General features: G+C 73.3%; 14 protein-coding genes. 5 read left to right on the forward strand and 9 right to left on the reverse strand.

What is annotated here, in order from left to right:
- Positions 1-8 precede the first annotated feature (8 nt).
- The 5 genes from LL648_RS12350 to kduI all read right to left on the reverse strand — a co-directional run bounded on the left by LL648_RS12350 (position 9) and on the right by kduI (position 6,147).
- Positions 9-2,198: a heavy metal translocating P-type ATPase gene (locus tag LL648_RS12350; RefSeq protein WP_232662721.1), complete on the reverse strand. Its 2,190-nt coding sequence runs from the start codon at positions 2,196-2,198 to the stop codon at positions 9-11.
- A gap of 63 nt (positions 2,199-2,261) precedes the next feature.
- Positions 2,262-3,524, reverse strand: coding sequence for a YeeE/YedE family protein (locus tag LL648_RS12355; RefSeq protein WP_232662639.1), 1,263 nt, complete (start codon positions 3,522-3,524; stop codon positions 2,262-2,264).
- Between the two features lie 111 nt (positions 3,525-3,635).
- On the reverse strand, positions 3,636-4,043 hold the full coding sequence (locus LL648_RS12360) for an anti-sigma factor antagonist (protein ID WP_232662640.1): 408 nt from the start codon (positions 4,041-4,043) through the stop codon (positions 3,636-3,638).
- Positions 4,044-4,564: 521 nt separating this feature from the next.
- Positions 4,565-5,332, reverse strand: a complete 768-nt coding sequence (locus tag LL648_RS12365) for an SDR family oxidoreductase (protein WP_232662641.1) — start codon at positions 5,330-5,332, stop codon at positions 4,565-4,567.
- Positions 5,329-6,147, reverse strand: coding sequence for a 5-dehydro-4-deoxy-D-glucuronate isomerase (kduI, locus tag LL648_RS12370; RefSeq protein ID WP_232662642.1), 819 nt, complete (start codon positions 6,145-6,147; stop codon positions 5,329-5,331). The genes LL648_RS12365 and kduI overlap by 4 nt, the downstream gene beginning before the upstream one ends.
- Positions 6,148-6,243: 96 nt before the next feature.
- Here kduI and argS point away from each other — a divergent pair, with 96 nt between their 5' ends.
- Entirely contained in the window at positions 6,244-7,986 is a 1,743-nt protein-coding gene (argS, locus tag LL648_RS12375) for an arginine--tRNA ligase (protein ID WP_232662643.1), read from the forward strand.
- A 79-nt stretch (positions 7,987-8,065) separates the two neighbouring features.
- Here the strand turns inward: argS and LL648_RS12380 are convergent, their stop codons facing one another.
- The gene (locus LL648_RS12380) at positions 8,066-8,971 is read right to left on the reverse strand and encodes an EamA family transporter (protein ID WP_232662644.1); all 906 of its coding nucleotides are present in this window, start codon (positions 8,969-8,971) and stop codon (positions 8,066-8,068) included.
- A 69-nt stretch (positions 8,972-9,040) separates the two neighbouring features.
- On the opposite strand from LL648_RS12380, the gene LL648_RS12385 reads away from it, so the two are divergent.
- Entirely contained in the window at positions 9,041-9,892 is an 852-nt protein-coding gene (locus LL648_RS12385) for a LysR family transcriptional regulator (protein ID WP_232662645.1), read from the forward strand.
- 5 nt (positions 9,893-9,897) lie between these two features.
- Here LL648_RS12385 and LL648_RS12390 read toward each other — a convergent pair whose 3' ends face one another.
- Positions 9,898-10,257, reverse strand: a complete 360-nt coding sequence (locus LL648_RS12390) for a nitrile hydratase accessory protein (RefSeq protein WP_232662646.1) — start codon at positions 10,255-10,257, stop codon at positions 9,898-9,900.
- Positions 10,258-10,306: 49 nt separating this feature from the next.
- Between LL648_RS12390 and LL648_RS12395 the strand changes: the two genes are divergently transcribed.
- Both LL648_RS12395 and LL648_RS12400 read left to right on the forward strand, forming a co-directional pair.
- Entirely contained in the window at positions 10,307-10,621 is a 315-nt protein-coding gene (locus LL648_RS12395) for a hypothetical protein (RefSeq protein ID WP_232662647.1), read from the forward strand.
- Positions 10,618-11,130 carry an SRPBCC family protein gene (locus tag LL648_RS12400; protein WP_232662648.1) on the forward strand — a complete coding sequence of 171 codons (513 nt, stop codon included), beginning with the start codon at positions 10,618-10,620 and terminating at the stop codon, positions 11,128-11,130. Before LL648_RS12395 ends, LL648_RS12400 begins: the two co-directional genes overlap by 4 nt.
- Before the next feature lie 114 nt (positions 11,131-11,244).
- On the opposite strand, the gene LL648_RS12405 is transcribed toward LL648_RS12400, so the two are convergent.
- Together LL648_RS12405 and LL648_RS12410 are read right to left on the reverse strand one after the other, a co-directional pair.
- Positions 11,245-12,438 (reverse strand): cytochrome P450, encoded by a 1,194-nt coding sequence (locus LL648_RS12405; protein ID WP_232662649.1) that lies wholly within the window; start codon positions 12,436-12,438, stop codon positions 11,245-11,247.
- Between the two features lie 41 nt (positions 12,439-12,479).
- Positions 12,480-13,064, reverse strand: a complete 585-nt coding sequence (locus LL648_RS12410) for a TetR/AcrR family transcriptional regulator (RefSeq protein WP_232662650.1) — start codon at positions 13,062-13,064, stop codon at positions 12,480-12,482.
- A 181-nt stretch (positions 13,065-13,245) separates the two neighbouring features.
- Here LL648_RS12410 and LL648_RS45185 point away from each other — a divergent pair, with 181 nt between their 5' ends.
- Complete coding sequence (locus LL648_RS45185) at positions 13,246-13,563, forward strand: DUF5709 domain-containing protein (protein WP_232662651.1); 318 nt, start codon at positions 13,246-13,248, stop codon at positions 13,561-13,563.
- Position 13,564 lies beyond the last annotated feature (1 nt).

A 13,564-nucleotide genomic window follows, 5' to 3' on the forward strand; every position in this document is an offset into this window, starting at 1 on the left:
CAACGACGTCATGGCTGTTTGTGAGCGCTAACAACAGCAAGAACGTCGTTGTCGACGGCCGCGTGGCGCAGGCGGAGGCTGTTGGTGACGACGAGGAGCGACGAGAGCGCCATCGCCGCGCCGGCGACGAGCGGGTTGAGCAGGCCGGCCGCGGCGAGCGGGACGGCGGCGAGGTTGTAGCCGAACGCCCAGGCGAGGTTGCCGCGGATGGTGCCGAGCGTGGCTCGTGCAAGGTCGACGGCGGCGGGCAGCAGCCGCAGGTCGTCGCGGACGAGCACGACGTCGGCGGCGTCGAGCGCCACATCCGCGCCCGCGCCGACCGCGATGCCGAGGTCGGCCGCGGCAAGCGCGGCCGCGTCGTTGACGCCGTCGCCGACCATCGCCACGCGCCGCCCCTGCGCCTGCAGCCTGCGGATCTCGGCGACCTTGCCGTCCGGCATCGCCCGCGCGATCACCTCGGTGATCCCGACGGCAGCGGCGACGGCGTGCGCGGGCGCCGGCCCGTCACCAGTCACGAGCACCGGCTGCAGGCCCCGCGCGCGCAGCGCGGCGACGGCGCCCGCAGCGCTGGGCGCGAGCGGGTCGGCCAGTGCGATCGCGCCGGCGATCCGACCGTCGACTGTCACGCCGACGGTCGTGCGCCCCGCGGCGGCCCACCCGCCCGTCGCCGCCCGCAGGTCGTCATCGAGGAGCGCTTCGTCGACCCTGCCGACCACAACGGCGCGTCCCTCGACCGTCCCGCGCGCGCCGAGGCCCGGCATCGCCTCGAAGTCCGCGACGTCCGGGACCGACGGCAGCTCCCCGCCCGCCCGCTGGACGATCGCGCGGGCGATCGGGTGCTCCGATGCACGCTCCACGGCCGCCGCGAGGCGCAGCAGCTCGGCCTCCGCGACGCCGTCCACGCAGGCCAGCGCGACGACCGACATCCGGCCGGTGGTCAGCGTGCCGGTCTTGTCGAGCACAACGGTGTCCACAGCGCGCACGGCCTCCAGCGCGCGGTGGCCCTTCAGGAATATCCCCAGCTCGGCGCCGCGGCCGGCAGCAACCATCAGCGCGGTGGGCGTCGCGAGCCCCAATGCGCACGGGCACGCGATCACGACGACCGAGAGCGCCGCGGCGACGGCGTCGTGCGTGGTGGCGCCCGCGAGCAGCCAACCGGCCAGCGTCGCGGCGGCAACCCCGAGAACGACCGGCACGAACACCGCGGAGACCCGGTCGACCAGCCGCTGCGCCGCAGACTTCTGCACCTGCGCCTGCTCGACGGCACGCAGCATCCTGGCCAGCCGCGTGTCGGCTCCGACGGTGTCGGCACGGACGACGAGCCGCCCACCGGTCGCGATGGTGCCGCCGGTGACCTCGTCGCCCGCCGCCACCTCCGCCGGCACCGGCTCGCCCGTCATCGCGCTCGTGTCGACCGCGGCCACGCCGTCGACGACCGTGCCGTCGGTGGCGACCCGCTCACCGGGCCGGACGAGGAACAGGTCGCCGGCCCGCAGGAGGTCCGTCGGCAGCGTGCGCTCGCCGCCGTCCTCGTCGAGGACGGTGACCTCGTCGCTGCGCAGCAGCGCGAGCGACCGCATGACGCCGGCCGCGCCGCGCCGGGCCCGGGCCTCGAAGTAGCGCCCGGCCAGCACGAACGTCGTGACGCCCGCGGCCACCTCCAGGTATAGCGGTCCGCTCGGGTGCAGCACGGCGGCCCATCCCGTCGCGGTGGCGACCTCACCCGTCGCGAGGTTCGCCAGCGACCACCCGCTCGCCGCGACGACCCCGACCGACACCAGCGTGTCCATCGTCGTCGTGCCGTGGCGCAGGTTGACCAGCGCGGCGCGGTGGAACGGCCACGCCGCCCACCCGACGACCGGCAGCGCCAGCGCGGCGACAACCACCTCCCAGCCGGGGAACCGGAGCCCGGGCACGAGCGAGAGCGCCAGCGAGACGTCGGCGACCGGGATGAAGAGCAGCAGCGCGACCGCGAACCGCCTGCGCAGGTCGCGTACGGGGTCGGCGGCCGGCGGCTCGGCGGTGGGCAGGCCGGCGCGGTAGCCGGCCTTCTCGACGGTCGCCAGCAGCGTCGCGACGGGCACGTCCGGGCCGTGCTCGACGCTGGCCCGTCCGGTGGCGAGGTTCACCGTGGCCGTGACGCCCGCCAGCTTGCCGAGCTTGCGCTCCACCCGCCCGACGCACGCGGCGCACGTCATGCCGCCGACGGTGATCGTTGTGGTCACTCAGCAGAGGTCGCCGGCGGCCGGGCTCGGGTTCCCTCAGCAGACGGAGTCGGACGGCCGCGGGTTGGCCAGGCCGAACAGGCCGCGGGCGCGCAGGCCGACCCACGTGCCGCCGAGCGCAGCGACCGCCCACACCCAGCCCGACAGGCTCCCGGACGCGATCCCGGCGAGGTAGGCGCCGATGTTGCAGCCGCTCGCCAGCCGCGCCCCGATGCCCATGATGATCCCGCCGAGCACGGCGGCGAGCGCGGTGCGCCACGGCAGGGAGCTGCGCACGATCCAGGCACCGCCCGCCGTTGCCGCCAGCGCGGCCCCGATCACGATCCCGATGTCGGTGAGGGACGTCTTGTCCGCCAGCACGGGCCCGGCGAGCGACTTCGCCTGCGCGGGCTGCTGCCAGTACGCCCACGTCTCCGGGTGCAGCCCGACGGCCTGCAGCACCTTCGCGCCCCAGAGCGCGAACGCGCTGGTGATGCCCCAGGCGCCGCCGGAGACGAGCAGCACCGCACCACCGAGCGCGGCCAGCACGAGCGCCCCGACCAGCATCGGCCACGAACCGCGCAGGATCCGCGCCGCGCCGCTCGCGGCCGGTGCCGGTGCGGTCGGCGGCGGGTTGCGGCGTGCCTGCACGACCCGGCTCACCAGCACGACCGCGAGCAGCGCCACGATCGTCACCGCCCACGACCCGAACCACCCGATGTGATCGGCCAGCACCACGGCCGGCAGCGCCGGCAGATCTGCGACCAGCGGATATCCCCAGGTGAACAGGACCGAGCCGGTGATGAAGCCGAAGAGCGTCAGCACGATCGTGCCCTGCCCGGAGCCGACGGCGAACAGCGTCCCGGAGGCGCACGCGCCGCCCAGCTGCATGCCGATGCCGAACAGGAACGCGCCCAGCACGAGCCCGACGCCGAGCGTGCCGGCGGAGGGCGCGGGAGTGCTGCCGAACACCCCCGTCCCGGTGCCGATGATCAACGCGAACAGGGTGGCGGTGGTCCCGAGCAGCAACGCGTGCGCGCGCAGCCCCGTCCCGTTGCCGACGGCGACGAGCTGGCGCCACGCCGAGGTGAAGCCGAAGCGCGAGTGGAAGAGCGCCACCCCGAGCCCGACACCCAGCGCGAGCAGCACCGCCTGCCGCGCGCCGTGCTGGAGGCCGACGTAGGTGATCAGGGCGGCGCCGATGACGGCGAACGACGCGAGCGCGCGCCATTGCACCGGCGCGGCCGGATCGGGTGGTGGGGCGACCGCGCACGTCGGCGCGGGGGAGAGGAGCGTGCGTGGACCGGCGTCGACAGACATGGATGTCCTTCTGAAGGGCAAGACGGCAGGGACGGGCGGTGTTCAGTCACACCCGACAGGCCGCACCACGCTGCGTGCAGTGATCGACGAAGCGGCGCCGCGTCAGAAGGATCACCCGTGCAGGGTAACCGCCAACGCATCGTCCACGCTCGGGTACAGCGGGATGATCTGCTGGAGGTTCATCGCCTCCCACGGCCGGGTGACGGGCCGGTGGTCGGCCGGCGCGACGACCCGCACGGCCACATCCGTCCCGGTGCCGCCCTGCGCGGGCGCCGAGGCTCTCGTCGCGATGTTGGCCAGCACCCCGAGGCCCGACGAGCCGAGGAACTCGACGTCGCTCAGATCGATGACGACGGCGTCGAGCGCGGCGTTGCCCAGCGCGTCGTCGACGGCCGCCATCAGCGCCGGCGCGGTGTGCAGGTCGAGCTCACCATGCACTGCGACCACCACGGCGGAGCCGGCCGAAGACGTGGGTACGGCGGTGGTGGAGATGCTCATCGGCGTCGGTTGACCTGTCACGTCGGGCACGGTAGCGCGTCGAGCGGATCTCGGCCGGATCGAGGAATGCCGGAGATGTTTGGGCCCCGGGACGGCGCGGGTACTTCCCGGGCGATGCGCGACGGCACTACTCCAGACGACGGCCCCGCCGAGATGGCGGCTGCCGACGTCCGGCGTCTCTTCGAAAAGCTTCCCGCTTTGCAGAAGGTCGTCGAAGTGGCCGAGGCCGCCGCGGTCGACCTCTTCCCTGGGTGGCGGGCGACGCGGCCCCCGCCCGGCCGGCCGCGGCGCACCATCAACCTCCAGCGCCCGATCGTGCACGGACCACAGTCAGGTTCGTCGCAGACCTGACCTGCGCCCGTCGAGAACGACGTTGCCGCTGACCTGGGGCAGGCAATGCAGCGACAACGTCGTTCTCGACGGATTCCAGCGACTCAAGGCCCCTGGGGTCGGGGAGGGCAGGAAAGCCACTTTCCTGCCCTGTGAGGGCCGGAAAGTGGCTTTGCTGCCCTCGCGTGCGGAACGCATGCTTCTCGCTCCGGCTACCGGCCGAGCCACCCGCCGTCCACGGCGAGGACGTGGCCGTGCACGTACGCGGCCGACGGGGAGCAGAGGAACACCACGGCGCCGACGACGTCGGCCGCCTCGCCCCACCGGCCGGCCGGGATGCGGGCGCGGATCGCCGGTTCGCGCGCCGGGTCGGCGCGCAGGTCGGTCGTGTTGTCCGTCGCGATGTAGCCGGGCGCAACGGCGTTCACGTTCACCCCGCGGCCCGCCCACTCGTTCGAGAGCGCTCGCGTGAGCCCGGCCAGCGCGTGCTTCGCCGCCGCGTAGGCCGGCACCCGGATGCCGCCCTGGAACGACAGGAGCGACGCGATGTTGACGATCCGCCCGTCGCCCCGCTCGACCATCCCGCGGCCGAACTCCTGCGACAGCACGAACGCGGCGTCGAGGTTGACGTCGAGGACGTGACGCCAGTCGTCCCACGGGGTATCGACGGCGTCGGCCCTGCGGATGGTGCCGGCGTTGTTGACCAGCACGTCCACCTGGCGGTCGGCGGCGATGCCCGCTGCCGTCTCGCGGACGGCCACGTGGTCGGCGAGGTCGGTCACGACGACGTCGGCGGTCCGACCCCGCTGCTCGACCTCGCGCGCGACGTCGGCGAGCCCGTCGGGCGTGCGGCCCCAGAGGACGAGGTCGGCGCCCGCGTCGGCCAGCCCGAGCGCGATCGCCCTGCCGAGCCCGGTGCGCGCGCCGGTGACGAGCGCGGTGCGCCCGTCGAGCCCGAACATCCGCTCCAGACCGGTCACCGCAGGTCCGGGGTGGCCACGAGGTCCATGTCGTTGTAGGCGATGTTCTCCCCGGCCGTGCACCACACGAACTTGTACGAGCTGGTGCCCGCGCCGGTGTGCACCGACCACGACGGGCTGATGACGGCCTGCCGGTCGGCCATGATCAGGCTCCGGGTGCGGTCGGGTTGCCCGCACAGGTGCACGATCCGGTCCTGCTCCGGCAGGTCGAAGTACAGGTAGATCTCGGTGCGCCGGTCGTGGGTGTGGCACGGCATGGTGTTCCAGACGCTGCCCGGCTCGATCGTGGTGATCCCCATCGCCAGCTCGTTCGACGCCAGCCCGCCCTGGTGGATGTACTTGCGCAGGGTCCGGACGTTCGCGTGCCCCTGGTCGCCGAGCGCGATCGTCTCGACCTCGGCCCGCTTCGCGACCCGGGTCGGGTGCTGCGCGTGCGACGGCGCGGACACCATGTAGAACGCGGCGTCGCCGGCCAGCGTCACCGCGGCCGTCCCGGCGCCGACGTAGACGATGTCCTCCGCCTCGACCGCGATCCGCTCGCCGTCGGCGACGACCTCACCGCTGCCGCCGATGCAGACGACCCCGATCTCGCGCCGGTCGCACAGCCGCTCGGCCGCGATCTCCGCCGGGGCCTCCAGCGCCAGCTCGCCGCCCTCGGGCAGCGCGCCGCCGATGAGGATGCGGTCGTGGTGGGTGAGGGTCCAGCTCACCTCACCCGGCCGGAACAGGTCCTCCAGCACGAACCGCGCGCGCAGCTCGTCGGGAGGCAGGGTGGGCAGCTCGGACGGGTGGGTCGCGTACCGGACGTCGATCACGCTCCGCAGTATCGCCGGGAAGATCGCTGAAGGGGAAACGGGTCGCGCCCGCTGGAAGACTCCTCGTGACGATCAACGAACCGCAGGAGGTCGACCGTGCCGGCAGGTGACATCGGGAGCGAGATCCGCGGCCGGGTGGCCACCGCGCTGCGCGAGGCGTTCGACGTCCGCGTGGAGCCCGCCGACACGATGGTGCGCCCGTCGGGGCAGGCCGGTGTGGACTACCAGTGCGACATCGCGATGAAGCTGGCCCGGACGCTGCGCAGACCTCCGCGCGAGGTCGCCGAGGCGGTCGTCGGCGCGCTGGGCACGTCGAGCGTGTTCGAGCCGCCGCAGGTCAGCGGGCCCGGGTTCGTCAACTTCACGCTGCGGACCGACTGGCTCGCCGCACGGGTGGCGGGTCTGCTCGGCGACGGCCGGCTCGGGGTGGCGGCGACGCAGCGGCCCCGGCGGATCGCGCTGGACTACTCCAGCCCCAACGTCGCCAAGGAGATGCACGTCGGCCACCTGCGCCCGACGATCATCGGCGACGCCTTGCTGCGGCTGCTGAGGTTCGCCGGGCACGAGGTGCTGCCGCACAACCACCTCGGGGACTGGGGCACGCCGTTCGGCATGCTGATCGAGCACCTGGTCGACATCGGCTGGGAATCGGGCGGCGACCACACCATCAACGACCTCGACGGCTTCTACCGGCAGGCCCGCGCGAAATTCGACGGCGAGCCCGGCTTCGCCGACCGGTCGCGCGCCCGCGTCGTCGCGCTGCAGGGTGGTGACCAACGGACGCTGCGGCTGTGGCGCGCGCTCGTCGACGAGTCGACCCGGCACTTCAACGAGGTCTACCGGCTGCTCGACGTCGGCCTCACCGACGACGACATCTACGGCGAGAGCTTCTACGACCCGATGCTCGCCGGCACCGTCGCCGACCTGGAGGGAAAGGGCCTGACGCGGGTCAGCGACGGCGCCGTCTGCCTGTTCCCCGTGGGCTTCGCCAACCGGGAGGGCGAGCCGCTGCCGCTGATCCTGCGCAAGCGCGACGGCGGGTACGGCTACCACGTGACGGACGTGGCGACGCTCCGGTACTGGACGGCGGAGCGCGGTGTGGACGACCTGCTCTACGTGGTCGGGGCGCCGCAGGCGCAGCACTTCCGGATGGTGTTCGCGGCCGGGCGGGAGGCCGGCTACCTCACCGACGCGCACCGCGCCGTCCACATCGGGTTCGGCAGCATGCTCGGCGAGGACGGCCGGACCATCCGGACGCGAGCCGGCGGCTCCGTGAAGCTCGCCGACCTGCTCGCGGAGGCCGTCGACAACGCGGCCGAGATCGTGGCGGAACGCTCCCAGCTGGAGCCGGCCGAGCAGGCGCAGGTGGCGAGGGCGGTCGGGCTCGGCGCGCTCAAGTACGCCGACCTGTCGAGCGACCGGGAGCACGACTACGTGTTCACGTGGAGCCGGATGCTCGCCACGGAGGGCAACACGTCGGTGTACCTGCAGTACGCCGTCGCCCGGATCCGGTCGATCTTGCGCTCGGCCGGGGCGGTGCCTCCTCCCGGCACGGTGGTGCAGCTCGGCGAGCCGGCCGAGCGGGCGCTGGCGGTGAAGCTGCTGCAGTTGCCGGCCGCCGTCGACGCGGCCGTCGAGGGCTACGCGCCGCACAAGCTCTGCACGTACCTCTACGAGCTGGCGAAGGTGTTCACCGCCTTCCACGGCAGCTGCCCGATCCTGAAGGACCACGTCGCTCCCGACGTCCGCGGCTCGCGGCTGGTGCTGGCCCACCTGACCGCGGAGGTGCTGGTGCTCGGCCTCGCGCTCATCGGGATCGAGGCGCCGCAACGCATGTAGGCGAAACTTCCCCACCGTTTTGCCAACTTGCACACCCTGCGGGGCATGCAGGTTGGCAAAACGGTGGGGAAGTTCGGGGTTACGTTGCGGCGGGGACCGCGGGTGCCGGCCGGCGGGCACCGCGGACCGCGCCGGCGCTCGCGACGACGACGAGCGCGATGGCGAGGCATTCGAGCAGGCTCAGGCGCTGGCCGAGCAGCACGAACCCGACGACGGCCGCCAGGGCGGGGGACAGGCTCATGAGGATCGCGAACGTCGCCGCGCGCAGGCGGCGCAGCGCCACGAGCTCGAACCCGTAGGGCACCATCGACGACATCAGCGCGACGGCGGCGCCGAGCCCGAGCACCGCGGGGGAGAGCAGTGCGGTGCCGGCGGTCGCGATCCCGAGAGGGGCGCTCAGGACGGTCGCGGCACCCATGGCGAGCGCGAGCCCGTCGAACCGGTCGAAGCGGCCGCCGGTGCGTTGCGCGAGCAGGATGTACGCGCCCCAGAGCGCGCCCGCGGCCAGCGCGAAACCGCCGCCGACGATCGTGAGCCCGCCGAGGCCGTCCCAGCCGAGGAGGGCCACTCCGGCCAGCGCGACGGCGGGCCACACCCACCGGCCGGCGCCGCGGGCGGCGAGCACGGAGAGCGCGAGCGGGCCGAGCACCTCGACGGTGACGGCCGCGCCGAGCGGCATCCGTGCGATCGCCTCGTAGAAGAGCATGTTCATGCCGGCGAGGGTCGCGCCGAAGCCGACGACAACCGCCCAGTCGGCGCGCGAGCGTCCGCGCAGCCGGGGCCGGCAGACCGCCAGCAGGACGACAGCGGACAGGCCCAGTCGCAGCATGACCGCGGCGGGCCCGCCGACGAGCGGGAGCAGGAACGTCGCGACGGCGGCGCCGGCGTGCAGGACGAGGTGTCCGGCGAGCACCAACGCCACCGGTCCGAGCTGACCGTCGGGGGTGGTCGGAACAGGAGCCGGGGAGACACGAAGTGCGGCCACGACACCGACGCTATTTACCGCGGATCGGCTTCGGAAATGCCGATGTACCTGTGGTTATGCTTGCCCGACATGACCATGGAGCTGCGCCATCTCCGGTGCTTCCTCGCGATCGCGGAGGAGGGCTCCATCACGCGTGCCGCCGCCCGCCTGCACATCGGGCAGCCGGCGCTCTCGCGCACGCTGCGGCAGCTCGAACAGCACCTGGGACTGCGGCTGGTCGAGCGGTCGACGCACCACCTCGAGCTCACGACGGCCGGGGTCGCGTTCCGGGCCCGCGCGGCCGGTGCCGTGGCAGCCGTCGATGCCGCGCTGGACCCCGGCCGGCTCGGCAGGTGGCCGCTGCGGCTCGGGCACGCGTGGTCGGCGCTCGGCAGGCGCACCCCCGACCTGCTGCGCCGCTGGCGGATGTCCCATCCCGACGTCCCGCTGGAGCTGATCCGCCTCGACAACCGCTCGGCCGGGCTGCTCACCGGCGACACCGACATCGCCGTGCTGCGCGGCGACATCGTGCTGCCAGGAGCCCGCGTCGAGTTCCTCACGACGGAGCCCCGGCTGGCGGCCGTCCCGGCCGGTAGCCCGCTCGCCGGGCGGCCCGCGGTGCGCCTCGCCGACCTTGCCGGGCACACGGTCGCGGTCAACCGCGAGTCGGGCTCGACGACACCCGAGCTGTGGCCGCCCGAGATCCGGCCCGCGACGCTCGAGGTCACGGGTACCGACGACTGGCTCGTCGCCGTCGCCGACGGGCGGGCCGTCGGCGTGACGGCGGCCGCGACGGCGGAGCTGCACCGGTTCCCCGGCGTCGTGTTCGTCCCGATCACCGATGTGCCGGACATCCCGGTGATGCTCGCGTGGTTCGAGCCGCCCGCGCATCCCGCGGTGCCCGACCTGGTCCGCCTCGCGCGCGACGTGATGCGCGACTGAGCTGGTCAGTGGCCGTGCCCGTGGCCGTGGCCGTGCCCGTGCCCGTGGTTGTGGTCGTGGCCGGCGGGCCTGGTGGCGAACGCCGCCGCCCGCTCCTCGACCTCGGGCCCGCGGACCTGGCCCGTGACGGCGAGCACGTCCTCCAGCGCGGCGAGCCAGCACTCGTAGTAGCCGCGGCCCTGGGGCTCCCCGGCGCGGAGGTGCGTGATCAGCGCCGACTGGAACGTCTCCCACGCGAACGCGCCCGCGTCGTGCAGCGCGACCGCCATCCCGAACGCGCGTCCCTCCCACGGCTCGGCGAAGACCAGCTCGCCGTTGGAGCGGGGCGGAGCGGCAGGGCCGTCGACGGGCAGCGGGGCCGGCACCACCCGAGCCTATCTCGCACCGGAGGGGCAGAACGTGCAGTATCGGTGGATGATCGTGCGACTCGATGAGGACGGGGCCGTCGTCCTCGACGCCGACGACTGCGGGCGGCTGCACCTGGAGACCGACCTCGACGAGCACGGGCTGCACACGGCGCTGAAGATCACCGCGACCGGTGCTGCGATCGACGGCGACACCGCCTGGCTCGACCTCGGCGTCCTGCGCACCAGGGCCCGGTTGGTGGCCACGGAACCCGACTGGGACCAGCGGTGGGCGGCAATGGTCGACCATGCCGAGGCGAAGGGTTGGCTGTCGGACGACGGGCACGCCGTGCAGGTGCACGTCGAGCGGGCCGGGGCTCCGTGAAGATCGCCGATGGACCGACGGCCGAGGGGGTCGTGCACGTCGCGGCGGCGCCCGAGCGGGTGTGGTCGGTGGTGAGCGACATCCACGTCGTCGCGTCGATCAGCCGCGAGATCCAGGAGGTCAGCTGGCTCGACGGCGCCGAGGAGGCGGCGTGCGGGCACCGGTTCCGCGGCCGCAACTCCCACCCGGAGGCCGGGGAGTGGACGACGACCTCGACCGTGGTCGAGTGTGACCCGCCGCGGGTGCTCGCGTGGGCCGTCGAGGACCCGGCCAGCCCGTCGGCGGTGTGGCGGTTCGAGCTGACCTCCGTCGATGGAGGCACCGAGCTGCGCCAGCACGTGCGGCTGGGCACCGGCCCGTCGATGTTCACCCCCATCATCGAGGAGATGCCGGAGATGGAGGAGGAGATCGTCGACGGCCGGATGGACGAGTTCCGCGAGTCGATCGCCATCACCCTCGCGGCCCTCAAGGACCTCGCCGAAACGGACGCCTCGCCGCGCGGGAAGTGACGACTCACCGCTCCGAAAGTGGCGACTCACCGTGCTGAAAGTGGCGACTCACCGTGCTGAAAGTGGCGACTCACCGTGCTGAAAGTGGCGACTCACCGCTCTGGAACGCGCGGCTCACCAGGTGAGGGGGAGGGCTTGGGGGCCCCTGACCAGGCCGCCCGTGCGCCACTGGACGTCTTGGGGCTCGACGGCCAGGCGCAGGTCGGGGAACTCGCGCAGCAGCCCGCCGATCGCCTCCTGCAGCTCCATCCTGGCCAGCTGGGCGCCCAGGCAGTGGTGCACGCCGTGGCCGAACGCGACGTGCGGGACGGGCATCGTGCGGTCGAGCTGGAGTTGCTCCGGGTCGGGGAAGGCGGCGGGGTCGCGGTTGGCGGTCTGCGTCGCGACGTAGACGGTGTCGCCGGCCCGGATGGTGACCCCGGAGAGTTCGACGTCCTCCGTCGCGATCCGCGGGAAGCCGGCCGAGGCGCCGAGCGGGGTGAAGCGCAGCAGCTCCTCGATCCCTTGCGCCACGGCGGCCTCGTCGCCCCGCAGCGCGGCGCCGCGGTCGGGGCGGGTGAGCAGGAGAAAGGTCATGTTGCCGATCTGGTTCATCGTCGTCTCGTGCCCGGCGACGAGGATGACGAAGGCCAAGGAGATCATCTCCGCCTCGGAGAGCTTGTCGCCGTCGTCCCGCGCGACGACGAGCGCCCCGAGCAGGTCGTCGGTCGGCTGCTCGCGGCGTTGCGCCACCAGCCCCGACATGTAGGTGTACATCGCGCCCATCGACTGCGCGCGCTGCTCGGGGGTCTGGGACGTCATCGACAGCGCCGCGTCGGCGCCGGCCCGGAAGATCGGGCGGTCGGCGACGGGCACGCCGAGCAGCTCGCAGATGATCGTCACGGGCAGCGGGACCGACAGGTGCCCCACCAGGTCGGCGCCCGGCCCTTCGGCACGCATGCCGGCCAGCATCTCCGCAGTGAGCCGGCGCGCCCGCGGGCGCAGCTCGGCGACCCTGCGCGCGGTGAACGCCTTCGCGACGAGCTTGCGCAGGCGGGTGTGGTCGGGCGGGTCCATGTCGAGGATCGTCGGGACCTGCTCGGCGATCTCGGGACGGACCCGCGGCACGTCCTTGCCGAACAGCTCGGCCCTGCTGAACCGCGGGTCGGACAGCACTGTGCGGACGTCGCCGTACCGCACGGCGAGCCACGCCTCGCCGCCGAAGGGGAGCTGCACCCGCGAGACCGGCTCCTCGTCGAGCAGCGTCCGGAAGGTCGGGTCGAGGTCCATCGCCCGCGCGACGGAGAAGGGATAGCTACGCGTCGCCACAACAAGCCCCCGATGCCGTAAGCAAGTGCTTACGGCCGAAGCTAGGAGCGCCCGGAGGAGCTGTCAAGCAACGCCGTCGACGCCCGCCGGAGGTGCCCGGACGCGGCCTCGGCGGTCAGCATCGTGCCCACTCCGGGGATCGAGCGCATCACCGTGATGCCGAGCAGGAACGCCAGCAGCAGCTCGGCGCGAGCCACGGCGTCGTCGTGGTCGTCGGTGTCGACGAGCGAGGCGAACGCCGAGGTGTAGGCGGCTCCCAGCTCGGCACGCAGGTCGGCGCCGACCCCGGAGCTGCCGGCTCCGCGCAGCACGGCGAGGAAGGGTTCGGCCGACTTCACCGGCTCGAACATCGCCGCGATCGTCCGTTCGAGCAGCTCCTCGGGCGGCCCCGCGTTCAGCAGCTCCATCATTTCACCGCGGACGGCCTCGCTGAACAGCCCTTCCTTGTTGCCGAAGTAGCGGAAGAGCAGCGCCTGGTTGACCCCCGCCCGGTCGGCGACCGCGCGCACCGTCGTCCGGTCGTACCCCTCCGCCGCGAACAGCTCCTGCGCAGCGGTGAGCAACGCGCGACGGGTCGCGGCGGAATCCCGCGTCCTTACCGGTTCGTCCGTTCCCGCCGATGACATGCGGGGATGAGACCACACCCGGGGCGTTTGTGTGTGACCCCCACGCGACCGGGTAACTCCTCCACATGCCGCAACGCGACGAGGAGCACCAGCCGCAGTCCGCCGAACTCGGCGCTGCGGTGCAGCTGGACACGCCGAGACGCTCGACGACCCGCCCGGCGACCCCCTCGACGCCGGGTACGTGCCGCCGGACCGGCCTTACGTGCTCGACGACGACGGGGTGAGCTCGGCCGCGATGGGGCGCACCGAGAACCCGGAGGAGCGGCTGCACCGCGAGGAACCGGAGGAGGACGCAATGACCGATCCGAACCGCTCAGGACGGCTGAGCGACACCGGTGCGGACGTCGGCATCGACGGCGGTGCCGCCAGCGCCGAGGAAGCCGCCATGCACACCGTGCGCGGGAACACCGCCGAGGACATCGACCGCTCGCCCGAGACGGACGGCGCCGCCGCGCCGGCGTCGGGACGTGACGATGTCGGCCCACAGATGGGCCGTTAGC

Source organism: Pseudonocardia sp. TRM90224, assembly GCF_021245725.1.
Classification (GTDB): domain Bacteria; phylum Actinomycetota; class Actinomycetes; order Mycobacteriales; family Pseudonocardiaceae; genus Pseudonocardia.